22 protein-coding genes are annotated in these 25,271 nt (G+C 28.0%); 11 read left to right on the plus strand and 11 right to left on the minus strand.

The window, feature by feature from the left end; all coding sequences use genetic code 11:
* Positions 1-2: 2 nt before the first annotated feature.
* Genes thrB through nadA form a run of 7 tightly spaced genes read right to left on the minus strand, consistent with a single transcriptional unit; the run spans position 3 to position 6,502 of the window.
* On the minus strand, positions 3-884 hold the full coding sequence (thrB, locus tag IQC44_RS02335; protein WP_198304597.1) for a homoserine kinase: 882 nt from the start codon (positions 882-884) through the stop codon (positions 3-5).
* A 59-nt stretch (positions 885-943) separates the two neighbouring features.
* The gene (locus tag IQC44_RS02340) at positions 944-1,396 is read right to left on the minus strand and encodes a hypothetical protein (RefSeq protein WP_198304598.1); all 453 of its coding nucleotides are present in this window, start codon (positions 1,394-1,396) and stop codon (positions 944-946) included.
* Positions 1,397-1,399: 3 nt separating this feature from the next.
* Entirely contained in the window at positions 1,400-2,308 is a 909-nt protein-coding gene (gene lpxC / locus IQC44_RS02345; RefSeq protein WP_198304599.1) for a UDP-3-O-acyl-N-acetylglucosamine deacetylase, read from the minus strand.
* Positions 2,286-3,722, minus strand: coding sequence for a M23 family metallopeptidase (locus IQC44_RS02350; protein WP_198304600.1), 1,437 nt, complete (start codon positions 3,720-3,722; stop codon positions 2,286-2,288). Before IQC44_RS02350 ends, lpxC begins: the two co-directional genes overlap by 23 nt.
* The gene (locus IQC44_RS02355; RefSeq protein ID WP_198304601.1) at positions 3,706-4,692 is read right to left on the minus strand and encodes a DHH family phosphoesterase; all 987 of its coding nucleotides are present in this window, start codon (positions 4,690-4,692) and stop codon (positions 3,706-3,708) included. Before IQC44_RS02355 ends, IQC44_RS02350 begins: the two co-directional genes overlap by 17 nt.
* A gap of 2 nt (positions 4,693-4,694) precedes the next feature.
* Entirely contained in the window at positions 4,695-5,516 is an 822-nt protein-coding gene (nadC, locus tag IQC44_RS02360) for a carboxylating nicotinate-nucleotide diphosphorylase (RefSeq protein WP_198304602.1), read from the minus strand.
* Positions 5,513-6,502: a quinolinate synthase NadA gene (gene nadA, locus IQC44_RS02365; protein ID WP_198304603.1), complete on the minus strand. Its 990-nt coding sequence runs from the start codon at positions 6,500-6,502 to the stop codon at positions 5,513-5,515. The genes nadC and nadA overlap by 4 nt, the downstream gene beginning before the upstream one ends.
* Positions 6,503-6,594: 92 nt before the next feature.
* Here nadA and plsY point away from each other — a divergent pair, with 92 nt between their 5' ends.
* Genes plsY through IQC44_RS02380 form a run of 3 tightly spaced genes read left to right on the plus strand, consistent with a single transcriptional unit; the run spans position 6,595 to position 8,749 of the window.
* Positions 6,595-7,221 (plus strand): glycerol-3-phosphate 1-O-acyltransferase PlsY, encoded by a 627-nt coding sequence (plsY, locus tag IQC44_RS02370; RefSeq protein WP_198304604.1) that lies wholly within the window; start codon positions 6,595-6,597, stop codon positions 7,219-7,221.
* Entirely contained in the window at positions 7,218-7,529 is a 312-nt protein-coding gene (locus IQC44_RS02375) for a dihydroneopterin aldolase (protein WP_198304605.1), read from the plus strand. The genes plsY and IQC44_RS02375 overlap by 4 nt, the downstream gene beginning before the upstream one ends.
* 29 nt (positions 7,530-7,558) lie before the next feature.
* Positions 7,559-8,749 (plus strand): aspartate aminotransferase family protein, encoded by a 1,191-nt coding sequence (locus tag IQC44_RS02380; RefSeq protein ID WP_198304606.1) that lies wholly within the window; start codon positions 7,559-7,561, stop codon positions 8,747-8,749.
* 125 nt (positions 8,750-8,874) lie between these two features.
* On the opposite strand, the gene IQC44_RS02385 is transcribed toward IQC44_RS02380, so the two are convergent.
* Positions 8,875-9,891 (minus strand): thioredoxin family protein, encoded by a 1,017-nt coding sequence (locus IQC44_RS02385; RefSeq protein ID WP_198304607.1) that lies wholly within the window; start codon positions 9,889-9,891, stop codon positions 8,875-8,877.
* 269 nt (positions 9,892-10,160) lie between these two features.
* On the opposite strand from IQC44_RS02385, the gene ccoG reads away from it, so the two are divergent.
* The 3 genes from ccoG (at position 10,161) to recJ (ending at position 14,837) form a co-directional block, all read left to right on the plus strand.
* The gene (ccoG, locus tag IQC44_RS02390) at positions 10,161-11,546 is read left to right on the plus strand and encodes a cytochrome c oxidase accessory protein CcoG (RefSeq protein ID WP_198304608.1); all 1,386 of its coding nucleotides are present in this window, start codon (positions 10,161-10,163) and stop codon (positions 11,544-11,546) included.
* A gap of 109 nt (positions 11,547-11,655) precedes the next feature.
* On the plus strand, positions 11,656-13,272 hold the full coding sequence (locus IQC44_RS02395) for a CTP synthase (RefSeq protein WP_198304609.1): 1,617 nt from the start codon (positions 11,656-11,658) through the stop codon (positions 13,270-13,272).
* The gene (gene recJ / locus IQC44_RS02400; protein WP_198304610.1) at positions 13,272-14,837 is read left to right on the plus strand and encodes a single-stranded-DNA-specific exonuclease RecJ; all 1,566 of its coding nucleotides are present in this window, start codon (positions 13,272-13,274) and stop codon (positions 14,835-14,837) included. Before IQC44_RS02395 ends, recJ begins: the two co-directional genes overlap by 1 nt.
* Here the strand turns inward: recJ and IQC44_RS02405 are convergent.
* Positions 14,832-15,419 carry a FlgO family outer membrane protein gene (locus tag IQC44_RS02405; protein WP_198304611.1) on the minus strand — a complete coding sequence of 196 codons (588 nt, stop codon included), beginning with the start codon at positions 15,417-15,419 and terminating at the stop codon, positions 14,832-14,834. The genes recJ and IQC44_RS02405 overlap by 6 nt on opposite strands.
* Positions 15,419-16,093, minus strand: a complete 675-nt coding sequence (locus tag IQC44_RS02410; protein WP_198304612.1) for a FlgO family outer membrane protein — start codon at positions 16,091-16,093, stop codon at positions 15,419-15,421. The genes IQC44_RS02405 and IQC44_RS02410 overlap by 1 nt, the downstream gene beginning before the upstream one ends.
* 116 nt (positions 16,094-16,209) lie before the next feature.
* Between IQC44_RS02410 and IQC44_RS02415 the strand changes: the two genes are divergently transcribed.
* A complete protein-coding gene (locus IQC44_RS02415) occupies positions 16,210-16,752 on the plus strand; it encodes a DJ-1 family glyoxalase III (RefSeq protein WP_198304613.1) in 543 nt (180 codons plus the stop codon).
* Positions 16,753-16,792: 40 nt separating this feature from the next.
* Here IQC44_RS02415 and IQC44_RS02420 read toward each other — a convergent pair whose 3' ends face one another.
* Positions 16,793-17,008, minus strand: a complete 216-nt coding sequence (locus IQC44_RS02420) for a hypothetical protein (RefSeq protein WP_198304614.1) — start codon at positions 17,006-17,008, stop codon at positions 16,793-16,795.
* 250 nt (positions 17,009-17,258) lie between these two features.
* Between IQC44_RS02420 and IQC44_RS02425 the strand changes: the two genes are divergently transcribed.
* The 4 genes from IQC44_RS02425 (at position 17,259) to dnaE (ending at position 25,221) form a co-directional block, all read left to right on the plus strand.
* Positions 17,259-18,212 (plus strand): DNA cytosine methyltransferase, encoded by a 954-nt coding sequence (locus IQC44_RS02425; RefSeq protein WP_198304615.1) that lies wholly within the window; start codon positions 17,259-17,261, stop codon positions 18,210-18,212.
* Positions 18,209-19,834 (plus strand): McrB family protein, encoded by a 1,626-nt coding sequence (locus IQC44_RS02430; RefSeq protein WP_198304616.1) that lies wholly within the window; start codon positions 18,209-18,211, stop codon positions 19,832-19,834. Before IQC44_RS02425 ends, IQC44_RS02430 begins: the two co-directional genes overlap by 4 nt.
* Positions 19,834-21,495 (plus strand): hypothetical protein, encoded by a 1,662-nt coding sequence (locus IQC44_RS02435; RefSeq protein WP_198304617.1) that lies wholly within the window; start codon positions 19,834-19,836, stop codon positions 21,493-21,495. Before IQC44_RS02430 ends, IQC44_RS02435 begins: the two co-directional genes overlap by 1 nt.
* Positions 21,496-21,672: 177 nt before the next feature.
* Entirely contained in the window at positions 21,673-25,221 is a 3,549-nt protein-coding gene (dnaE, locus tag IQC44_RS02440) for a DNA polymerase III subunit alpha (protein WP_198304618.1), read from the plus strand.
* Positions 25,222-25,271 lie beyond the last annotated feature (50 nt).

The following is a 25,271-nucleotide window of genomic DNA, read 5'->3' on the forward strand; positions in this document are numbered from 1 at the left end:
TATCAAAGTTCAATTTTAACACCTTGGTTGTCAAAATCTATTGTAAAAACTCTAAAATGAGGAAACTTATTTTTTAAAGCTTGTTCAAGTTTGTTTGCATCTTGGTTATAAGCTATAGAAAATTGTGTTGAACCTGAACCTGATAATGTACTCATTAAAGCACCATTTTTTAAAGCAGTTTTTTGTACATCAAAAAGTTCTGGCATATGTTTCATTCTATATTTTTGGTGAACCATATCTTGTGAAGCATATTTTAACATCTCCCAATTTTCACTCATAAATGCTGCTGTTAAAAGTGAAGAGTGAGAAATATTAAAAATTGTATCTTCTTTTGAGTACTTAAATGGTAAAGTTTTTCTTGAAAGAGCTGTAGAAATAGGTCTATTTGGTACAACAATTACAGCTTTTAAAGATTTTGGCATAGTTTTATTTATATATTTTACTTCATTATCTTGAACAGTTGCCACATTAAAACCACCCATAACAGCTGGTGTTATATTATCTGGATGACTTTCATATGCTAAAGCTAAATTTAAAAGTTTATCTCTTTCAAGTTCTATTCCCTCAATTGCATAAGCACTAGCAATTGCTGAAACAATAACTGCTGATGAACTTCCTAATCCTCTTGAAAGAGGAATTTCATTAAAAAACTCAAATCTAAAAAATCTTTTTTTATTTGATAAATTGTGATAAAAATCATTAAAAATTGAGATAAACATATTGTTATCTTTTAGAGCTGGGTTATTTGCTCCTTCACCCTTTAATGAAACACTATGAAATTTTGATGGTTTTATTATTACTTGATTTTTAAGACTTACGGCAAGACCTAAACAATCAAATCCAGGACCTAAATTGGCACTTGTAGCTGGAACACTTATTCTCAAATATTCTCCTTTTTAAATTGTTCCCTTCAAATAAGGAAACACTATCTTTTATAACTATTTTATACAGCTGGTAAATTATATATCGGAAGAGTCTCTTTTGAAAATTGTATATTTTCTAAACTCTCTGGTAATTCAAAATCTTGGATTTTACAAAATTCTGGCAAAAAATCTACTTTAATAACTCCATTTTCATTTATAAAGTATTTTTTCCCCAAAGCCTTTATTGGTGAATTTTGATTAAAAGTAAAACCATCTACTGCTAAAAACTCTATATTTTTAATTTGTGTAAGAGTTTTTAGAAAAATATATGCTATTTTTATAGACATAAAAGAACCAGGTGTATTTACATAAGAGATTGTTTTTATATCGAACTCTTTTAGTAAATTTTCAAATAAAAGAGGTAGTTTATCAGATGTAAGTCCATCTAATTTTATCTCTTTTAATAGTTTTTTATTTTTATAAATACCAATTAATAAAGGGTTTGAAATAGTTATTACTAAAATTTCAATCAACTTTTACTCGCTTAGTTGTTTTGCAAAAGCTAATTCAAATACTTCAGCTTCTTTTTTAGCCTCTTCTAAATCAACAATCTCGTAATTTTCTTTATCTTCATAAAGTTTTTTTGTTAATAGATGATTTAAGTGGTGGCTTCCAGCAACTGCATCATATTCACCTATCATTGTATATTCTAAAAGTGCCATATCCCCAATCGCATCTAAAATTTTATGTCTTACAAACTCATCATCATATCTAAGCCCTTCAGGATTTAGAATTTTTGATTCATCTAAAACTATTGCATTTTCCATAGACCCACCAAGAGCTAAACCTATACTTCTTAAGTATTGAACTTCATGTAGAAAACCAAAAGTTCTAGCTTTTGCAATACTCTCTTTGTACTCTTCAATAGAGTAATCAAAATGATATTTTTGGCTTCCAATTGCTGGATGGTTAAATTTGATTTCAAAGTCATAAATAATTCTATTAGATGGTTTTAAACTAACTCTTTTCCCATCTTCTGTTGATACAGATACCTCTTTTTTTATTTTTATAACTTTTTTGCTCTCTTCTTGCTCTTTAATTCCTGCTTCTTCTATTAGCATACAATATCCTGAAGCACTTCCATCAAGAATAGGAATTTCATCATTATCTAAAATAATTCTTAAATTATCAATTCCATAGGCATAAATAGCAGATAAAAGATGTTCAATAGTTGAAACTATAACTCCATCTTTCCCCAAAACTGTTGCCATTTTTGTATCTACAACAAACTCTTTTTTAAGTGGAATTGTAACAGCTGCATCACTTCTATAAATAATAATCCCACTATTTTCTGGAAGTGGCTCTAGCCTCATTTTTACGGGAACTCCTTTATGAAGCCCAACTCCTACAATTTCAACACTTTTATTTAATGTTCTTTGTTTCATTTTTGTTTCCATCCATAATTTTTATTGCACTATTTATAGTATTTGTAAGATTTAATTTTATCCAATTATAATCTAGCCATTCATTTGGATTTGCTTCAATTCCTTGAATTAAAATTCCAAAATGTAAGTGATCTCCAAAAACTGCACCTGTTGATCCAGTATTTGCAATATGTGCACCAGCATTTACAAAATCTCCAACTTCAACATTTTGGCTACTTGTATGAGCATATAAAGATGAAACACCATATCCATGGTCAATAATAATACTATTTCCATAAATTCCTAAATAATCTTTAAATATAACTTTACCAGCATTTGTTGTATATATATTTGCTTGTTTTGTACTTGCCCAATCCATTCCTAAATGCCAAGCTTCATCTATTTTTTCATCATTATAAAAATAGTGTCTTCTCTCACCAAACATAGCAAAAGTTGCTGCATTTGTCATTCTTACAAAAGTTTTTAGCTCAAAAGGAATTTCACTAGAATTTACAAAGTTTTTTCTTGTTACATCTTTCATAGTTTTAAGATTTTTTGCTCTTAAATCTTTATTTGTTTTTACAAAAGCTTCAGAAATAGAGTCAGGAACACTCTCATTACTTAGTTCTAAAACATTCTTACTTACACTATTTACAAAGTCATCACTAATTTTTAGATTATCAATTTTTGGTTTGAAACTTTGAATATAAAAAGGAACTCTCATACTTGATCTATTTCCTGCACTATCTTTTGCAATAATATTTACACCTTTAAACTCATTTATATCTATTGGCCAAGTTATAATTGAGATGAAATAGTTGTTTTTTCTAAAAGGAAACATCTCAAAAATCTCTTGGTCATTAAAAGATACATAATAATCTTTTAGGTTTTCATCTTGAATTTCAGCAATTAAAATTCCACTTCCGCCTTGTTTTATCATATATGAATTTGAAATTACATTTATAATTGGGCTTCTTCTATCAACAATTAAATTTGTATTTTTTAGGGTTTTATTTCCACTAAAAAAATTCCATTGACTATTATCATAAACTTCAAGGCTAATAGTTCCCTCTTTTGCCTTGATTTGTTCAGTCATTTTTGGTGCTTTTAATTCAACACTATAAATTCCTTTTTCTAAATCTTCAGCTTCAATTTTGCTATCTAACTCTATATTTGTAGTTCCATCATTAAATGTAGCTTTAAATGATTTTATTCCACTTTTTTCTGCAATTAAAACTTTTATTGGAGTTTTTAAATTCCAATAAATCTCTTTTCCTTCTATCTCATTTTCAAACTTTACAATAGGTTTTTCTCTTTCAAAAGTTGGAGAGAAAAATATAAAAGCAGCTACTACTAAAACAATAATTAATGCCGCATAAATTGCTAATTCATTTAGGCTAAATCTATTTAAATTAATTTTATTTGTAAATTTCAAGAATTTCCTTTAATACTAAATTTTTTGCTTCTAAAACATCTTTTATTTCAATTGTACAACCAGCAGCATTAAAATGCCCACCACCACCAAAAATAGAAGCTATTTTTGATACATTTACACCATCTTTGCTTCGTAAAGATACTCTACAAGCATCATTTGTATATCTAACAAAAAAAGCAATTTTTACTATTGCCATACTCATAATCATATCCAAAGCATCTTCACAATCTCTACTATGTGCTCCTGTACTTTTAAACCACTCTGGTAAAGCATATATTGTTGCAACTTCTCCATCTTTATAAAGTTCAAGACTCTCTAAAACTTTTGGAATTATTCTATATTTTGCCAAAGAGTCTCTTCTTAATAGCTTATTTGCAATAAAAGCTGGATTTGCACCATATTCAACTAAAAAATTAACCTTTTTAAAAGTCTCTTCATCACAACGACCTAAAGAAAAGGCTAAAGTATCATCATAAATTCCAGTATATAAAGCAGTTGCACTATTTTTTGTAATATATAAACCATTATGCTTAAAAAATTCAAAAACTATTTCAGCTGTACTACTTTTATATGGATCAACTAAATTTATAGTTCCAAAGTTTTCATTTGAAGCATGGTGGTCAAAATTTATAAGTGGAATATCTTTAGGTACTTCAAAACCCAATCTTTTGTAAGTTCCACAATCTACACTAATTGCTAAATCATAAAAAGGTGGTAAAATATTTGTAATTTTCTCAAATCTATTTATAAAATCAAGATTTTTTGGTAAATCACTACTTATATTAAAAACTTTATGTTTAATCTTATTTTCTGCAAATAAATTTGATAAAGCTAAAGCTCCTCCAATAGAATCAGGATCAGGGTTTATATGAGTGATTATTAAAATATATCTACTTTTCTCTATTAATTCTAAAGCCTTTGAGTACAAGCTCATATCTATTTTATTATTTAAGATAAAATCTTTTTTCAAAATTAATCAACTCTCATTGAAAAATCAAGCCAAGTTGCTTGATGAATAATACTTCCACTTGAAACTGCATCAACACCTGTAAGTGCATATTCTCTAATCGTTTTTAAACTTACATTTCCACTAGCTTCAAGCATAATATATGGATAGTTCTTGTTTCTAAATTCAACAACTTCTTTTATTTGTGTTGGAGTCATATTATCACACATAATAATATCTGCTCCTGCATCCATAGCTGTTTTAACTTGTTCAAAAGTTTCACACTCTATTTCTATTTTTGTAACCCAAGATATTCTTTTTCTAGCTTTTTTTACAAACTCTTTTAAGTTATCTATTGTTCTTAAGTGAGTATCTTTTAACATCAAACAATCATCAAGCCCAAGTCTATGATTTATTGCTCCACCAATTCTTGAAGCATATTTTTCAAAATCTCTTAAATGTGGTCTTGTTTTTCTAGTATCAAGTAAAACTACATTTAAATCTTCTATTTGACTTGAAAATTTATTTGCCATTGTTGCTATTCCACTTGCATGTTGAAGCATATTTAAAAAACTTCTCTCTGTTGAAAGTAGTTTTGAAGCTCTACCTTCAAGTTTTGCCAAAATATCCCCAGCTTTTATTTTATCTCCATCTTTTTTTAGAAACTCAACTTTTAGTTTTTCTGTTCGTGCAAGAATATCAGCATACATAACACCTGCTAAAATACCTTCACTTTTAGAGATAACTTTAGCTGTAAAATTCCCCTCAGGAGCAATATCATAAAATAGATCTCCTCTTCCATTATCTTCAGTAATTGCTTGTTTTACAAACCTTTTTATATGTATCATATTTCAAACATCCTTTCAAGTGCTATTTTTGCCCAATGTCTAGTTTTTTCATCTACTTTAATCTCTGTTAATTCGCTTATTTTATTATCTTTTATAGATTTTAAAGTTGTATAAACATGCTCTAAAGTTGTCTCATTCATAGTTGGACACTCTGGTTTTGTCGAACTTAAAATATATGTATTTTTCTCTCTTAATCTATTTACCATATTAAACTCTGTTCCAACAACAACTTTTTGCTCAATTGGAAGTTCTTTTATATACTTAATTAATTGAGAAGTTGAGCCAACAAAATCAGCTTTATCACAAACAGCAGGATCACATTCAGGATGAACAGCTACAAGTATTCCAGGGTATTTTTCTCTATAAAAATCTATATCATCAATATTAAACTGCTGATGAACAGAGCAAAAACCATTGTAACAGATAATATCAGCCTCTTTTAAATTTGTTCCATCTCCAATAACTGCCGATTTTAGCCCTAAACTTTTTGCAAAGTTTTGCCCTAAACAACGATCAGGAACAAAAAAGATTTTTTTGCCAGATTTTAAACCTTTTTCAATAATTTTATAAGCATTTGAAGATGTACAAACCATTCCACCCATCTCTCCAACTCTTGCTTTTACACTTGCACTTGAGTTGATATATGTAATTGGTAAAATATCATCATTTGATATTCCAGCTTCATTCATTTTTTTTAGATTTTCTAAGAAATATGATTCATCTATCATTCTAGCCATTGCACAACAGGCAATTCTTGGCATTAAAACTCTTTTTTGTGGATTTAAAATTTTTGCACTCTCACCCATAAATCCTACACCACAAAATACAACAAACTCTTTTGGGCTTTCCATTACTTTTTTTGCTAATTCTAAACTATCGCCCGTAATATCAGCTAGTTCAAAGACTTCATCTCTTTGATAAAAGTGTGCTACAAGTACAACATCTAGCTCTTTTTTTAGTTTTAAAATCTCTTCTTTATAATTCAATAATAGTACCTTTATATATTTTTATTAAGTGGGAATATAGCAAAATTTTGGTTATAATCCCATTTAATTTTAATAAACAACAAAGGTTATTGATGGATTTTTTAACAAATCAAAATATAATTTTTTATCTTTTGGCATATTTAATTGGTTCAATTCCATTTGGACTTATTTTGGCGAAAGTTTTCGCAAAAGTTGATATAAAAACTCAAGGAAGTGGAAGTATTGGGGCTACAAATGTTTTAAGAGTAGTAAAACAAACAAATCCAGCTTTGGCAAAAAAATTGGGAATAGCAACTGTTATTTTGGATGCTTTAAAAGGAACAGTTTTGATTCTAATTGCTAAGTATATTTTTGACTTAAGTGATGAAACTCTTTGGGGAATGGCAGTTTTAAGTGTTTTAGGACATTGTTATTCAATATATTTAGGACTTGAAGGTGGGAAAGGAGTTGCTACTGGGCTAGGTGTTTATATTGCTCTTATTCCTATTCCAACTTTAATTGGAGCAGTTGTTTGGCTTGTATTTGCAAAAGTTTTAAAAATATCTTCACTTTCAAGCCTTTTGGGACTTATTGCAGTTGTTATAAGTGCAATTTTGATAAATGATGGTTTAAATGTAGGTTCGAATGCTCCTATGTACATAATAGCCTTTATAATTTTATACAAGCACATTCCAAATATTATAAGGCTTGTAAAAGGTGAAGAGAAAAAAGTAATATGACAATATATATTGAAGATTTAACTTTTAAATGTATTATTGGAATACTTGATTTTGAAAGAAAAAAAAAGCAAAGAGTTATTGTAAATCTAAGTTTTGATTATGAGTTTAAAGATGGCTCATTTATTGATTATTCAGAAGTTAGCCAACTTATAAAAGAGACAATGAAAGAGCGAAAATTTGAGCTTTTAGAAGATGCTGTTAAAACTGTAGCAAAACTGATACAAAAAAATTATGAGATAAGAAATTTAAAATTAAAAATTTCTAAACCAGATATTTTAAAAGATTGTATAGTAAGTCTTAGTTTATGATATATTTTATATAAAGTTAGGAAAAAATTATGAAAGAGATAGAAAAATTAGATAAAGATTATGTTCTTCATACATATGCTAGAAATTATGTAAATTTCAAAAAAGGTCTGAATGCAACACTATATGATGATTCAAACAGAGATTATATTGATTTTACTTCAGGAATTGGAGTAACAAGTGTTGGGCATGGAAATCCTAGAGTTGCGAAAAGAATTTTTGAACAAGCTTCAAATTTACTTCACACTTCAAATCTTTATGCAATAGAGCCTCAAGCACTTTTAGCAAAAAAGATAAATGAATTAAGTGGATATGATATTAGAACTTTTTTTGCAAATAGTGGAGCTGAAGCAAATGAAGGAGCTATAAAAATAGCTAGAACTTACGGAAAAACAAAGTTTGAGAAAAAAAGATTTAAAATCATAACTTTAGAGAACTCATTTCACGGAAGAACAATAACAACGGTAAAAGCAACAGGGCAAAGCTCTTTTCATCAAGATAAGTTTGCACCATATCCAGATGGTTTTTCTTTTAATGCAATAGATGATGTTTATAATGCAATAGATGATGAAACAGTTGCAGTTATGATTGAGCTTGTGCAAGGTGAAGGTGGAGTTTTTCCATTTCCAAAAGATAAAATTCAAGAACTTGCAAAGTTTTTAAAACAAAATGATATTTTATTAATTGTAGATGAAGTTCAAACGGGAGTTTTTAGAACTGGTGAGTTTTTAGCTTCAAATTTATATGAGATTGAACCTGATATTATAACTTTAGCAAAAGGGCTAGGTGGTGGAGTTCCAATTGGTGCAGTTCTAACTAAACACAAAGATATTTGGGGTGCTGGAGATCATGGAAGTACTTTTGGTGGAAACTATCTTGTAACTGCAACAGGGCTTGAAGTTTTAGATATTTTAGAAGATTTAAAAGATAGTGGAAAATTAGATGAAACTGTTATTTATTTCTCAAAAAAACTAAATGATATTTTTGAAGCAAACAAAGATATATTTTTATCTCATGTTGGTCTTGGACTAATGAGAGGTTTAAGAGTAAAAGATGCAGATACTTTAGGAAATATAATCAAAGCTGCATTTGAGCAAGGTTTAATGGTGCTAAAATCTGGAAATAATACTTTAAGATTTTTACCAGCATTAACTATCTCAAAATCTGAAATTGATGAAGGTTTTATAAGACTTCAAAAAGCAATTAATAAAATTAAAGCCTAAAGGTAAAAGATAAAAATTTAAGAGAATAATCTCTTAAATTTTTGAATTTAAAATTATTTGTCAAATGACAAATAAATTCTACACAAATCTAGTATCAATTTGGTAACAAAATGAAAAAAATCATTTTATTCACCAACATTTATTGTTTCACCGCTTTTAATAAGTTCATCTTGTCTTACTCTTAAATAGTCTAAATAGCTATTTGGATACTGTATATAGTTTTTCCCACTAACATATCTTAGCACTTCTTTAAAGTGAAATGGAAAAAGTAAAGCATCTATAGTAGAAATTAATTTATTATTATCATAAAGTAAAATCCCTGGTCTATAATCAAGATTTATTTTTGCTATTAACTCTTTTGGAGTTGTTTTTATACCATCTGGAGTGATTAGCTCTTTTGAACTAGAAGCATCAACTCTTACAACTGTAAATTTAGAAAATTCATCTTTTACATCTTTATTTGTAAGAATTTTTGAGTGAAAATGCTCACATTGAGTACAAGATCCATCTTCAAAAATAATAGCCACAGGAGTTTTGATTTTTGATAAATCATTTATATCTTTAAACATTTTATTTGCTTGAAGTTTATAAATTTCTTTTTTCTCAACTTTATTTAAATATGTAGCTAAATCTGTAGTTTCATATTTTTTTGTTTGAACAAAATCTAAAATATATTGAAAATCAACAGGGTTTCTATAACCATTTACTCTTGCTATTATCTCTTTATTTGGAGAGAAAAATAGAACAGTTGGACTATATTGGATTTTTAATTTTTGTGTTAAACCTTTTTCAGTTACAACATCACCATCAACCCAAGTTATCTCTTTACTTCCTTTTACATTTAGCTCAATTACATCAAAATTTGCTTTTATAAACTGACTTGTTTTATTGTCATCTTCAAAGTTTTCTTTTAACATTTTAGAACAATATGGACAACCCTCAAAATCTAAAAATATCATAAAGTGTCTATTTTTTGCACTTGCTTCTTCAATATCTTCAGCAATATCCAAAAAACTATCTTTAAACCAGCTAGGAACTGAGTGATTTGAAGCACCAATTACTTTTCCCTCTTTTGCACTTAAACTTGTCACTAATAATAATGAAGCAAAAAGTGCTATTAAGTTTTTAAATATAAAATTCATAACCTTTCCTTATTTGAAATAGAATCTATTCTATAAAATATTTGGTTAATTATTATATAAAAAATATAATTTTATATAAATTGAATTAATTATATTTCTTTTAGCAACAGTTTTTGTAAAAATAAATAATTTTAGACATTAAATGATATTATTTCTATATAAAATTAAAAGTAATAAAGATTTAATTATAACTAAAACTTATGAATATTTATGCAAATAATAAGCTTTATTTATATAAAATCTCAATATATTATAAAAAGGTTTACAAAATGAGTAAAGAACAAGAATATACAAAACAGACTCCTTATCGTAAAAAACGGTATCTCGCTTATGTTATTGCTACAATATTTTCACTGTCGTTACCATTTATTCAAATAAATGGAAATCAAATTTTCTTACTATCTTTCGATAAAATGCAGTTTCACTTAATGGGGACAGCTTTTGATATGCAAGAGTTATACCTTATGCCATTTTTATTAATGCTTCTATTTTTGGGTATTTTTGCAGTTACTTCTATTGGTGGAAGAGCTTGGTGTGGATGGACATGTCCACAAACAATTTTTAGGGTAATTTATAGAGATTTAATTGAATCAACACTTTTAGGTCTTAGAAGAATTAAAAATAAACAAAAAGATCCAGATTTATCTAAAAATGAGAATAAAATTAAGAAATCTGTTGGTGTTGTTTTATGGTCTATTTTATCTTTAATTGCAGCTTCAAACTTTATGTGGTTTTTTGTACCACCTCAAGACTTTTTTGCTTACTTACAAGAACCAACAGAACATATGTTTTTAATTGGGATTGTTCTATGTATCGCTGCATTTTTAATTTATGATGTAATTATTTTAAAAGAAGATTTCTGTGTTTATATCTGTCCATACTCAAGAGTTCAAAGTGTGTTATATGATAATAATACTTATCAAGCTATCTACTCTACAAAAAGAGGCGGAAATATCTATAATGATAAAAAAGAGAAAGTTGTTTGGAAAATAAAAGATTTACCAAATCCAGAAAATGAGTGTACAGCCTGTGAAGCCTGTGTTACAGTTTGTCCAACACATATTGATATTAGAAAAGGTTTACAACTTGAGTGTATAAACTGTTTAGAGTGTGTAGATGCCTGTACACAAGTTATGGGGAAATTGGGAAAACCTTCACTTGTTCAATGGTCTAGTACAAATATAACTGTAAATAATGAACCTACAAAGATGATTAGAAAAAATACTATTATGTATTTTGTGGCTCTAGCTCTTACAATAGGACTTATGTTTGTAATGAGCGGTGAAAAAGAGTATATGCTTTTAAATGTAAATAAAGATACAGAACTTTATAAGGTAAAAGAGGGGAATATTGTAACAAATAACTATTTACTACTTTTCCAAAATACTGAGTCAAAACCTCTTACTTATGAACTTGAAATTGTAGATAATCCAGATATAAAAATAACTAGATTTGAACCATTTACTTTAAGTCCTGGAAAGATGGCTAAAAAAGTTGTAATACTTGAAACATCAAAACTTTTAGTAGATAATAATTTAAAAGATACACCAATTACTATTACATTAAAAGCCTATGCAAAAGAAGACCCAGAGAAAATAAAAGTATTTAGAAATGCTACTTTCTTCTTCCCAAGAGCTGATAAACTACAAAAATAAGATAAAGTGCCAATGGCACTCTATCTTTTTAAATTGCTTATTATAAACTTTTAGATAAAATCACAGCTTATATATTTTACAAATTTAATAATTTTTATGGAGTATTTTTATGACAAAATTCATTTTTGTAACGGGTGGAGTTTTAAGTTCTTTGGGGAAAGGAATAACTTCTGCTTCAATTGCTACAATATTAAAACAATCGGGCTTCAAAGTAAGTATGTTAAAAATAGATCCATATTTAAATGTGGATCCAGGAACTATGAGTCCTCTTGAACACGGAGAAGTTTTTGTAACTGCTGATGGTGCTGAAACAGACCTTGACTTAGGAAACTATGAGAGATTTATTGATAAAACTTTAACAAAAATAAATAGTTTTACAACAGGACAAGTTTATCAAAGTGTAATTAAAAGAGAGAGAGAAGGTGGATATTTAGGGAAAACTATCCAAGTAATTCCTCATGTTGTTGATGAGATTAAAGATAGAATTTATAGAGCATCAGATGGAAATGAATTTTTAATTATTGAAATTGGTGGAACAGTTGGAGATATTGAAAGCTTACCATTTTTAGAAGCCATTAGATCAATCAGACACGAATTACCAAAATCAAATACTATGAATATTCATGTAAGTTTAGTTCCATTTATAAAAGCAGCAGGTGAGCTTAAAACAAAACCAACTCAACACTCTGTTCAAGAGTTAAGAAGAATTGGGATAACTCCTCATATGCTTGTATGTAGAACAGAGCAAGAGCTACCAAAAGCACTAAAAGATAAACTTGCACTTTCATGTGATATTGATAGAAATGCAGTTATTGAAGCTGGAGATGCAAAATCAATTTATCAAGTACCCCTTCACTTTATAAAAGAGGGAATTTTAACTCCATTATCTGATCATTTTAATATTAAAATTAAACCAAATATGGAGAAATGGGATACTTTAGTTAAAAATATTTTAGTTCCACAAGATGAAGTTACTATTGCTTTTGTTGGGAAATATTTAGGACTTAAAGAGTCTTATAAATCTTTAATTGAGGCTTTAATTCACGCAGGAGCTCACCTAAATACTAAAATAAATATTCACTGGTGTGATAGTGAAAGAATAGAAGATTTAGGTGCTTATGAAGTAATTGGAAATGTTGATGCTATTTTAGTTGCTGGTGGATTTGGTGCAAGAGGAGTTGAAGGAAAATTAAAAGCTATTCAGTATGCAAGAGAAAATAATATAACTTTCTTAGGAATTTGCTTAGGTATGCAGTTAAGTATAATTGAATTTGCAAGAAATGTTTTAGGTCTTGAAGATGCAAACTCTATTGAATTTAACGAAGAGACAACAAATCCAATGATATATTTAATAGATGAATTTATGGATCAAAGTGGAAATAAACAATTAAGAACTCAAAAATCTCCAATGGGTGGGACAATGAGATTGGGAGAGTATCCATTTACTCCACTAAAAGGTTCAAAACTTCAAAAAGCTTATGGGACTAATGATGAATATTTTGAAAGACATAGACATAGATATGAAGCAAATCCAAAATATAAAGAAGTTTTAGAAAATGCAGGAATGCTTATAAGTGGTGAGTCAAATGGACTTATTGAAGCAGTTGAGTTAAAAGATCACCCTTGGTTTGTAGGAGTTCAGTTCCATCCTGAGTTTACTTCACATTTGGAAACTCCAAATCCAATTATTTTAGAGTTTGTAAAACAGGCAAATAGCCCTAAATAATGTCGAAAATAACAAAAGAAAAGCTTTTTTCTATTCTAAATGCAAGGCATTTGAATAATCCTTATTCAAAACTTGCATCTATTCCAACTCCAAATAACTTTAAAGATATAGATATTGCATCAAAAAGAGTGAAACAAGCTATAGAAACTGGTGAAAAAATAACTATTGTTGGAGATTATGATGTTGATGGTGTTGTATCAACAACTATAATGCTTGAATTCTTTGAAAGTTTGGGAGTGAAAGTAGATTATATTATTCCAAATAGATTTAATCATGGATATGGTTTATCTACTAAAATTGCAAATACAATAGATAGTGGACTTGTAATAACTGTTGATAATGGAATTAGTGCTTATGAATCTTCTTTAATTTTAAAAGAGAAAAATGTAGATTTAATTATTACAGATCATCACACTGTTGGAGAAAAAGTTCCTCTTGCACTTGCTATTATAAATCCAAAACAAGAAGATTGTGGTTTTGAGTTTAAAGAGATTTGTGGTGCTCAAGTTGCTTGGTACTTTTGTGCTGCTATTAAAAAAGAGTTAAATGCAAATGTTGATTTAAGCTCATATCTTGACCTTTTAACTTTGGCTATTATTGCAGATATTATGCCTATGACAAGCCTTAATCACACAATGGTAAAACAAGGATTAAAAAAAATAAAAAACTCAAAAAGAGAAGCTTTTAAGTTATTAAATCAACACTTGCAAAAAGAGATTTTAGTATCTGATGATGTAGGATTTACTATTGCTCCAAAAATAAATAGTGCAGGAAGAATGGAAGATGCCTCTTTGGCTTTGGAATTTCTACTTTCAAAGTGCCAAAATAGTGCATATGAAAGTTTGGCTGTTTTAGATGAATTAAATAATTATAGAAAAACACTTCAAGAAGATATAGCTTTAAAAGCTCAACAACAGATAAAATCTGATGATAAAGCTGTTGTTGTTTGGGGAGAAAATTGGCATGAAGGTGTTATTGGAATTGTTGCTTCAAAACTATCTAATAAGTTTAAAAGACCAGCCTTTATCTTTTCAATTACAAATGGAATAGCAAAAGGAAGTGCAAGAGCAAATTCACAAATAAGTTTATATGATTTAATCTCAAAAGCATCTTCTTTGCTTATTGGTTTTGGTGGACATAAAAATGCAGCTGGTTTAACTATGAATGCTTCCAATTTGGAAGAGTTCAAAAGTATAATAAATAAAGAGTTAGAGCAAGTAAATGATAGCCTACACAATGAGTATATAACTTTGGGTGAATTAGATGTTTCAAGTGTAGATTTAGATTTTATATCTATTATTGAAGAGTTTGAACCTTATGGTTTAGAAAACGAAAGACCAATTTTTAGTGTTTCAAATGCAAAATTAGTTAAAACTGAACTTATAGGAAAAGACAAAAATCATCTAAAACTTACTTTAAATAGCGATGGTTTTGTTTTTGAAGCTTTAAAGTTTTATGATAGCAACACAAAATTAAATGATAGTTTGAATTTAATAATATCTATTTCTAAAAATGAGTTTAGGGGAGTGGTTACCCCATCTTTTTTAATTCAAGAGATTTTATAAAACTAAATGAGGTCTAGTTGAAGGTGTGGTTTTTCTTTCCAAATTCCCTTCAAGACCTAAAATCTCATCATCTATATTTGTTCTTCCATAAGATGAACTTAAAATATTTCCTGTATTAACATCTATTAATCTTATAAAAACATTTAAAGTTTTACTAGTAATTGAGTAAGTTCCAACAGCCGCATATCTTGATTGGACTTTATTTGATAAAATTTTATTTTGCTCTCTTGTAAGAAGATTAAATCCAGTTTTTCCAATTTCAAACTCTTTTCCTAGTTCTATCTCTTTTACTATTATATTTAACGATGATAATTTATCTTTTAACATACTTGAGAGTAAAAAACCTAATTGAGATTTATTTTTTAATTTATCAAGATTTACAAAATCTGAAACCAAAACAACTTCGCCAGAACCAACATGTCTTTTGATTTTTTGACTAGATTCATCAACCATAGCAGAGATTAAAGCATGAAAATTATTTGAACCATTTAAAGGATATTTGTAAGCACAAGAGTTGAAGCTTAAAGATAAAAGTAGTAAAACAAATATCTGTTTTACTACTTTTAAGTAGGGTTTATTCATTATTTCTCTCTAACTATATTTATAGTTCTTGCAGGTGGGCAATCTTTAAAAAGTGTACAATCATTTGCTAAATTGTGAAGATATGTTGATCTTGCACTTGTTATGATTTTTCCACTAATATTATCAATAATTCTAGCATTTAAAATAACTTTTCCTGCTTGTCTTGAATATGTTCCAACAACTACATAAGTATTTGGAGCTGAACTTTTTATTTCATGAGGTTTTCTTGATATAAAGTATTCACCTTTTTCATTTATAGAAACAGCCATTTGACCTCTATATTCAATTACATTAAATCCTCTATTTGATAAATCATTTATCAAACTCTCTCCTAAAACTCTTCCAAATTCTGAAGTCTCTTTTAACTGGTCTAGTCTTACAAAAGATGTAATAAGTACAGGTTTATCAGTATTAATCTTTTGATTTTGCATCAATTGAGTTGAAAGTGATGCAATAGTTGCTTCAAGAGTTGTTTGGCTTGTTACATATTTATTCATATCATCAGCCAAATCAAGATGATTTCTTGCATCTATTACTTTGTTATACTCTTTGTTTAAGTTGCTATTACTTGTAGCATCTACCATATTTGCACTTCTATACTTGTATGAACAACCAGTAAGAATTAAAGCAACTAAAGTTGATAAAATAGCGATTTTAGAAATATTTCTAAACATTGAAAAACCCCTTTTATAAATTGTTAAGATTTTATAAAAAACTTACTTATATATCCTTGAACTAAATTTAAACATAATTTAATATAATCCATAAAACGAATAAAAAAGGAGATATTATGTCAAAAATTTTAGTTCCAGTAGCAAATGGTTTTGAAGAGATAGAGGCAATTTCAATTATTGATATTTGCCGCCGTGCAGGAATAGAAGTAGTTAGTGCAGGAGTTGAAGATAAGGTTTTAACAGGTTCTCACGGTATTAAAATAGAGATGGATAAAAAAATCACTGAAGTATCTAGTGATGATTTTAACCTGATAGCACTTCCAGGTGGTCTTCCAAATGCTTTTACACTAGCAGAAAATAGTGATGTACAAAGACTTTTAAAAGAGTTCAAAGCAAAGAATAAAAAAATAGGTGCAATTTGTGCAGCTCCTTATGCACTTCATACAGCTGATGTATTGAGTGAAAACTACACTTGTTATCCAAGTTTTGAAGAAAAAATTAAAGATGATGGATATTTCTCAAATCAAAATGTTGTTATAGATGAAAATGTAATAACTTCAAGAGGACCAGCAACAGCTATGGAATTTGCACTTGAGATTGTAAAAGTTTTAAAAGGTGAAGAAGTTTATCAAGCTGTAAAGAGTGGACTTTTGGCTTAAAATATATGAATAAGAGATAAAAGCTTCTAATAAATATCTTTTAAAGCTTTTCTCTTTCTATATCTTTTTTTGTATCTCTTAACTCTTCAAGAGTTGGAAAATCTCTCCAGCTACCACTTAAAGATTTTATCTCATTTACACACTTTGAGCTTAGATTTTGTTCCAAGTTCGGTCGTTTTGCACTTTGTAAATCTATATATTCTATTATATTTTCGCCATAATCAAAAAGTTTTTCTATATCTTTAGTTTTTTTCATAAATATAACTCCTTTTTAAATTTCAGAAGTATAAAGAAAAATCACTTTATTAAAATTAAAACTCTTTAAAAAACTCTGAAATCTCTATTTGCAAAACATCGGAAATTTTATAAATATATTTTAAATTAGAATATAATATTACTAATTACTTTATTTATAAATACTTCTATAAAAGATGAAGAAGTTGAATTATGATAGTATTACGATTCAAAAAATAGTAATTTAATTTATATAAGGATATTTATAATTAATGAAGAAAATAAAAGTTTTTGAAGGATTTGCTGGTTATGGTGGAGCTTCATTTGGATTAAAAAGAGCAAAAATACCTCACGAAATAATTGGTTTTTCAGAAATTGATAAATTTGCAATTGAATTATATAGTAAAAATTTTCCGAATATAAAAAGTTATGGAGATATTACACAAATCAAACCAGAAGAATTGCCTGATTTTGATTTATTTACGGGTGGTTTTCCATGTCAACCTTTTTCTCAAGTTGGATTAGGTAAAGGAGAAGAAGATACAAGAGGTACATTATTTCATAATATTTTAGAAATTTGTACAATAAAAAGACCGAAGCATGTTTTACTTGAAAATGTGAAAGGTTTAATAACAAAAAGGCATGAAAAAACTTTAAATACAATTATCAAAAAATTAGAACAATTAGGTTATCAAGTAACTTATAAACTCTTAAATTCAAAAGATTATGGAATCCCACAGAATAGAGAAAGAGTTTGGATTTATGCATTTCATGGAAAACTTGATTCAAACTTTAAATTAGAACCTAAAAAAGAAGAATTAACAACTTTTTTTAAAGATTTATTATGTCAAAATCCACCAAATCAATTATTTAAAACCCCTGAACAAATTAAAAGACTTAAAGAATTATACAATCTTGATTTTATAGTAGAAGAATCTAGTTGTGCAGATCTTTACAATAAGAAAATAAGAACTGATGGAATAAGTATAACTATATTAGAACCCCATCATAATAAAATGAGAGTAGTTCATCCCCCTATCAATGGAAAACTTCAAGTTAGAAATTATTCTATTCCTGAACATTACAGACTAATGGGGTTCAAAGATGGTGAAATTGATTTTGCAAATCAGTCATATCAACAACTTTGCAAAAGAGCAGCTAATGGCTGGGATATTAACTTGGTTAGTAAACTTTTTAAAATAATATTTAAAGGTAGTCAATTATGAGATTGAAAAGAAACTGCATTTTTTTTAATGCTAAAATTGAAGGATCTGCAACCGTAGATTGGGGTCATGAATTAGGACAAAGTAGTGCTAATGGTTATTTAATGAAGATAGAGGGTTGTTCTGAAATAATTAACGGTTTAGTATTTAATCAAGTAAAAGATATCAATAATTTTTTATATGGTCGTGGTAATACTGAAAATAAGGATATTGAAGTAGTTTCAATATTTTATAATGTAGTAATTAGAATCTATGATGTTGAAGAAGATACTCATACAGAACATACCATAAGTAAGCCATTGATATTAATTATTGCAAAGGAAACTAGTGGTAGTCATTTTGGTAGAAGAACATTAAAAATGAATATAGGTTTTACTTATAACGAGATTAAAAATCAAGAATTTTACAATGAAATTGTTAATATTATACCAAATCCATGTTTTGCATATAGTTTAGATTATGACAATGTAAATACTGGAATATTAACACTAACTATAATTAAAGCTCCACAACCAGAACCTATTAAAAATAAACCTAATCTTGTTTATGAGTCTTTAGATGAAAGAAATAAGATTTGGGATGCTCTAGAACATAACTATTCTGAAAAATATGCTAGTTTAAATAAATTATCTGTACTTAAATCTTCTTATTCAACTACTAACAAAAAAGCTTCAAATATAATATATTTTGGTTCACCTGGAACTGGAAAATCTTTTGTAGCAGATGGGAAAACTGGTGCGAATATAGAGGGACAAAAAGAATTTGTTGAAAAAACTACTTTTCATCCAGAATATGATTATAACTCTTTTGTTGGTGGTTATAAGCCAGTAATGGTTAAAAAAGATGAAGAAAATAAAATTGAATACAAGTTTGTTCCCCAAATATTTACAAATATCTATGTAAAAGCTTGGAATAATTTAAATAACCATTATTTCTTACAAATTGAAGAAATTAACAGAGGAAATTGTGCAGAAATTTTTGGAGATTTATTTCAACTTTTAGATAGAGATGAAAATGGAAAAAGTAAGTATGAAACAACAGCTACTGAAGATTTAAAAATTTACTTAGAAGAGAATTTAAAAGAAAATGGATTAGATGGAATCAAAGGTGGTAAGTTAAGATTACCTTCTAATTTATCAATTATTGCTACAATGAATACTTCAGACCAATCTTTATTCCCTATGGATAGTGCCTTTAAAAGAAGATGGGATTGGGAATATGTTCCAATTGAATACGATTCAGAAAAAAGTGATTCTGACTTCATTATTAGATTAACTTCAGGGTCTAAATATAAATGGTTAGACTTTTTAAAAGAAGTTAATAAAAGAATTTTAGATGCGACACACAGTCAAGATAAACAAGTTGGTAATTGGTTTGTTAATGCTAAAAATACAGATAATATCATTGATGAAAAAACTTTTATTAACAAAGTGATATTTTATCTATGGAATGATGTTTTTAAGGATGAAGATGAAACTATTTTTATAAAAGGTGAAGAATTATTAACTTATGAGCATTTCTTTACAAATAACATTAATTCTGAATTAATTGAGTATATTTTTGTTAATAATTTAAATCTTATAAAAATAGAAAATGAAGTAAGTTCTGAACCAAAAGAAGCATAATGAAAATTTTAATTGAAGGTGAGAAGTATAATACATCTGATATAAAAGACATTATAGATTCTAGATTTTATAAAGAGAATGGGACTAAATCAATTATCGATTATGTTGGATATTACTATTCTTTTAAAAATAAAGAAGTTGTATATATACTTCCAAAAGTTTTTATTGATGAAAATAAAAAAGTTTTATTTGAATACGATAAACTTGATTTAATCAAACCTGAATTTGAAGAAAATATAAAAGATAAAGCTAAATTAAATCAATTTAAATATTTGTTAATTCTTTTTAACAAAAGTTTAATTGAATATAAAAATAGATATTATTCATCAGATTTATTATCTGAAATGGATTCTATAATATTCAATAGTAATATTGGAAAAGATGAATATTCTTATATCGATATTGTTTTAAATATTATAAATTTTCATAAGAAAAATAAAACTACAATACTATTCATTGAAAAACAATATAAATCTCAACAACATAGAAAAACAAGTTGGCAAAAGACTATCAATAAAACTTTACCTTTTGTAGATAAAAATAATGATCCAATTTATATAAAATCTTATAATAGGAAAAAATACACAGATACAGAAGAAACTTTACTAACAATTTTTTATTCGGTTTTAAATTATTTAAGAGAAGAGTATAAATTTAATATTAACATTGATAATATTTATTTTATTTATACTGGTAAATCTTATGCGAAATTAATTCTTAATGCTCCAAAAATTCTTAAAAAAATTAAGTATAAATATTTTTCTGATACATTAATTAAAATTTACAAACTTATGGAACTATATTTTAATGTAGATATAAATGCTAGCACATCGAAAAAAAATGAAGAATTTTTAATGGTAAACAAATATCATATAATATTTGAAGATATGATTGATAAATTATTTTCTGATAATTTAGACAATCCAGATTTATCTAAATTAAAGAATCAACAAGATGGAAAGATTGTTGACCATTTATTTGAATATGATTCTTTATTATCAAACGATGAGAGTATTTTTTATATAGGGGATTCTAAATATTACAAGATAAAAGATAAAGATAATAATATTACTGATAAAAAATCAATTTACAAGCAGTTTACTTATGCTAAAAATGTAATTCAGTTTAATATTGATTTATTAAATGATAGGAAAACTATAAATAGCAAAATTAGATATAGAGATGAAATTACAGAAGGATATAATATCTCACCAAATTTTTTTATTGAAGGTAGAATTTATGAAGATATGAACTACGATAAAGCAGAAATTTCACCTAATGGAAAAATTAATTCATCTTATCATTTTACAGAAAGATTATTTGATAGAGATACATTATTTGTTCATCACTATAATATTAATTTTCTTTTTGTTTTAAAGTCATATACAATTTTTAATAGTTTTAAAATTGAAGCTTTTAGAAAAGAATGTAAAGATAAATTTAGAAGAAATTTTATTGAATATCTATCAAAAGAATATATGTTTTTTGAACAAGATTTTAGTACAGAATCAGAGTTAAAAGACTTTGTGGATAAGAATTTTAGAGTACTTAATGGTAAAATATATAGAATTAATAAAAGTTTAAAATTAATTGTAGCTACTAAAAATCGTGATGAAGTATTGTTTTTATCATCACTTTTTAGTGAATTTAAACTAAGTTAAAAATACATATTGTAAAATCATTTTTTTAGTTACTTCTTTCTAAAGAGGAAAATATCGTACTTTTAGATAAAATACATTTCAACATATTTAACCACTTTAAAACCAAAATTTAGCTACACTCTAACCTTAAAAAAATAGATAAAACAAAACCAAATTAGAAAAAAGATTTAAAAAAATATGTCACAAATACCACAATTTACACATTTACATTTACATACAGAGTACTCACTTCTTGATGGTGCAAACAAAATCAAACCACTTGCAAAAAAACTAAAAGAGTTTGGAATGACAAGTGTCGCTATGACCGACCATGGAAATATGTTTGGTGCGATAGATTTTTACAATGCTATGAGAAATGAGGGCATAAAACCAATTATTGGAATGGAAGCCTATATCCACAATAGCGAAGATTTGGGCGATAAGACAAATAGACAAAGATACCATTTATGCCTTTATGCAAAAGATGAAATAGGTTATAAAAATCTTATGTATCTAAGTTCACAAGCCTATATAAATGGTTTTTACTACTATCCAAGAATAAATAAAGAGCTTCTAAAAAAACACTCTGCTGGGCTTGTTTGTAGTGCTGCATGTCTTCAAGGAGAAGTAAATTGGCACTTAAATACTCAAAATGAAAGAAATGTTAAAAATGGTGCAAAAGGTTATGAAGAGGCAAAAAGAATAGCACTTGAATACAAAGAGATTTTTGGAGATGATTTTTATCTTGAGATTATGAGGCATGGTATTGGGGATCAGCACTTTGTAGATGATCAAATATTAAAAATCTCAAACGAAACTGGCATAAAAGTTGTTGCTACAAATGACACTCACTATTTAGAGCAAAAAGATGCTGATGCACACGAAGCTTTTATGTGCATTGCTATGAATAAACTCTATGATGATCCAAATAGATTAAGACATAGTGTTCATGAGTTTTATTTAAAATCACAAGAGCAAATAAGTAAACTTTATGCTGATATTCCTGAAGCAATTGAAGCAACTCAAGAGATAGCAGATAAGTGTAATTTGACAATCAAGCTAGGAAACCCAACTCCACCAAACTTTAAATTTACAAGAGATAAATTAAAAGAGAGAAATATCGATATACCTGAGTCTGAACTGGAGTATTCGCTAGAAAATGACAAGGTTCTTTTTGCTTATGAGTGTAGAATTGGACTTGAAGAGAGATTAAAACTTGTCCCAATCGAAAAACACGAAGAGTACAAAGCTAGGTTGGAGCTTGAAATTGAGATTATAAACAATATGAAGTTTCCAGGATATATGCTAATCGTTTGGGATTTTGTGAAAGTTGCAAAAGATATGGGAATTCCAGTAGGTCCTGGAAGGGGTTCGGCCGCTGGAAGTTTAGTAGCATATAGTTTACAAATTACCGATATAGACCCTATTCCTTACGGGCTTCTTTTTGAGAGATTTTTAAATCCTGAAAGGGTATCAATGCCCGATATTGATATGGACTTTTGTCAAAGTAGACGAGGGGAGATTATTGATTATGTTGTAAATCAGTACGGAAGAGCCAATGTTGCTCAAATTATCACTTTTGGTAAACTTCTAGCAAAAGGAGTTATACGAGATGTTGCAAGAGTTTTAGATATGCCTTATGCAAGAGCCGATGCTATGGCAAAATTAATTCCCGATGAGTTGGGAATAAATCTTACATCTTCTTGGGAAAAAGAGCCAAAAATAAAAGAGCTTTGCGAAGCTGATCCTTTGGCTGCTAGAGTTTGGGAATATGCTCTTGCCTTAGAAGGCTTAAATAGAAATGCAGGAACTCATGCAGCTGGAGTTGTTATTTCAAATGAGCCACTTTGGAATAAAACACCACTTTTTAAACCAAGTGGATTGGATACTCTTGCAACTCAATACAACGGAAAATATATAGAAGATGTGGACTTGATAAAGTTTGACTTTTTAGGGCTTAAGACTCTTACAGTTATTGATGAAGCTATAAAATTAATAGAGCAAAGACATGGCAAAAAAATAGATTTTAAAACCATAGATGTAAATGATAAAGGTGTTTATGATTTAATCCAAACAGGCGATACTTTGGGACTATTTCAAATAGAATCCGACGGTATGCAAGATTTGTGTAAAAGACTTAAGCCATCAAATTTTGAGGATATTGTTGCCGTTCTTGCACTTTATAGACCAGGACCTATGGAATCTGGAATGCTTGATGATTTTATCGAAAGAAAGCACGGACGAGCAAAGATTGACTATTTCCACGATGAGCTTGAAGAGGCACTAAAACCAATATTAGAAAACACTTATGGAGTTATTGTTTACCAAGAACAAGTTATGCAAATTGTACAAAGTGTTGGAGGATTTTCTTTGGGTGGAGCAGACCTTGTGCGAAGAGCTATGGGTAAAAAAATCAAAGAAGAGATGGATAGATTAAAAGGTCAATTTGCCGATGGTGCAGAACAAAAAGGATTTACAAGAGCCTATGCAGAAGAGCTTTTTGATTTGATTGTAAAGTTTGCTGGATATGGATTTAATAAATCTCACTCAGCTGCTTATGCTTTGGTTACTTTTTATACTTCATATTTAAAATGCTACTACAAAGCCGAATTTATGGCAGCTTTATTGACACTAGAAAAAGATAATACAGATAAAGTTGTGCGATATGTTGATGAGGTTAAAAGACTGGGTCTTGAGCTTTTTGCACCTGATATAAATAAATCTGATTTGGTTTTTTCAGCTACAAATATTGATGGCAAAGAAGTTGTAATGTTTGGAATGGGGGCAATTAAAGGTGCTGGAGATATAGCTATAAACTCTATTTTAAATGCAAGAGGAGAAAAAGGATTTAATGATTTATCAGATTTTGTTTCAAGAATAGACTCAAGCAAGGTAAATAAGAGAGTTATAGAATCTTTAGCAAAAGCAGGGGTTTTTGATAGTTTTGGATACTCAAGAAATGCACTTTTAAGCCAAATAGAAAAAATAATAGATGGTGCATCAAAAGCTAGTAATGCAAAAAAAATGGCAACAGGTTCACTTTTTGGAGATAGTGAAGAGCTTACAAAAATAGAAATTGAACTTGAAAATTTAAGCGAATATTCAAAAAAAGAGTTATTAGAACTTGAAAAAGCTAGTTTAGGTTTTTATGTTTCAGGTCATCCACTTGATGAATACAAAGAGCAAATAGATAAAATAAATTATACTTTATCTTCTCAAATTGATGAATTAGCAGATGGTAGCCAGATTTTAATTGTTGGAAAAGTTGAAGAGATAACAGAGAAAATATCAAAAAAAGGGTCAAAATTTGGAATTGTCTCAATCTTGGATTTTCACGGAACTGTTGAGTTTATGCTTTTTGAGGATAGATTAAAGGAACTTCAAGAGAGTTTTGATTTAAATGAACCAATAGCTATAAAAGTTAGAATCTCAAAAAATGACCAGTTTACACGAATGAGTGTTTTAAAAATTGAGACTATTTTTGATGCACAAAAAGAGAAGGTAAAAATAAAACAAAAAGAGATTGTAGAACCACCACTAATTATTGCTCTTCCGTTTAGTGATGATGAGATGATTTTGCATGATTTGTTTGATTTAGTTGTAAATAATCAAGGAAAAAGAGAATTAAAGATAATAATCAAATCAAAATTAGCTGATTTGGAGCTTGAAACTGGAATAAAAGTAAATGAAAATGTGGAAAAACAGATAAATAGTATAAAAGGAGCATTTGTTGTTGATGCTCAGTAAAGGTTTAAAAATATTTCATTCTGTAATATATTTTGCTAATTTTATATTTT

The sequence above is a fragment of the Arcobacter vandammei genome (assembly GCF_016106035.1).
Lineage (GTDB): Bacteria > Campylobacterota > Campylobacteria > Campylobacterales > Arcobacteraceae > Aliarcobacter > Aliarcobacter vandammei.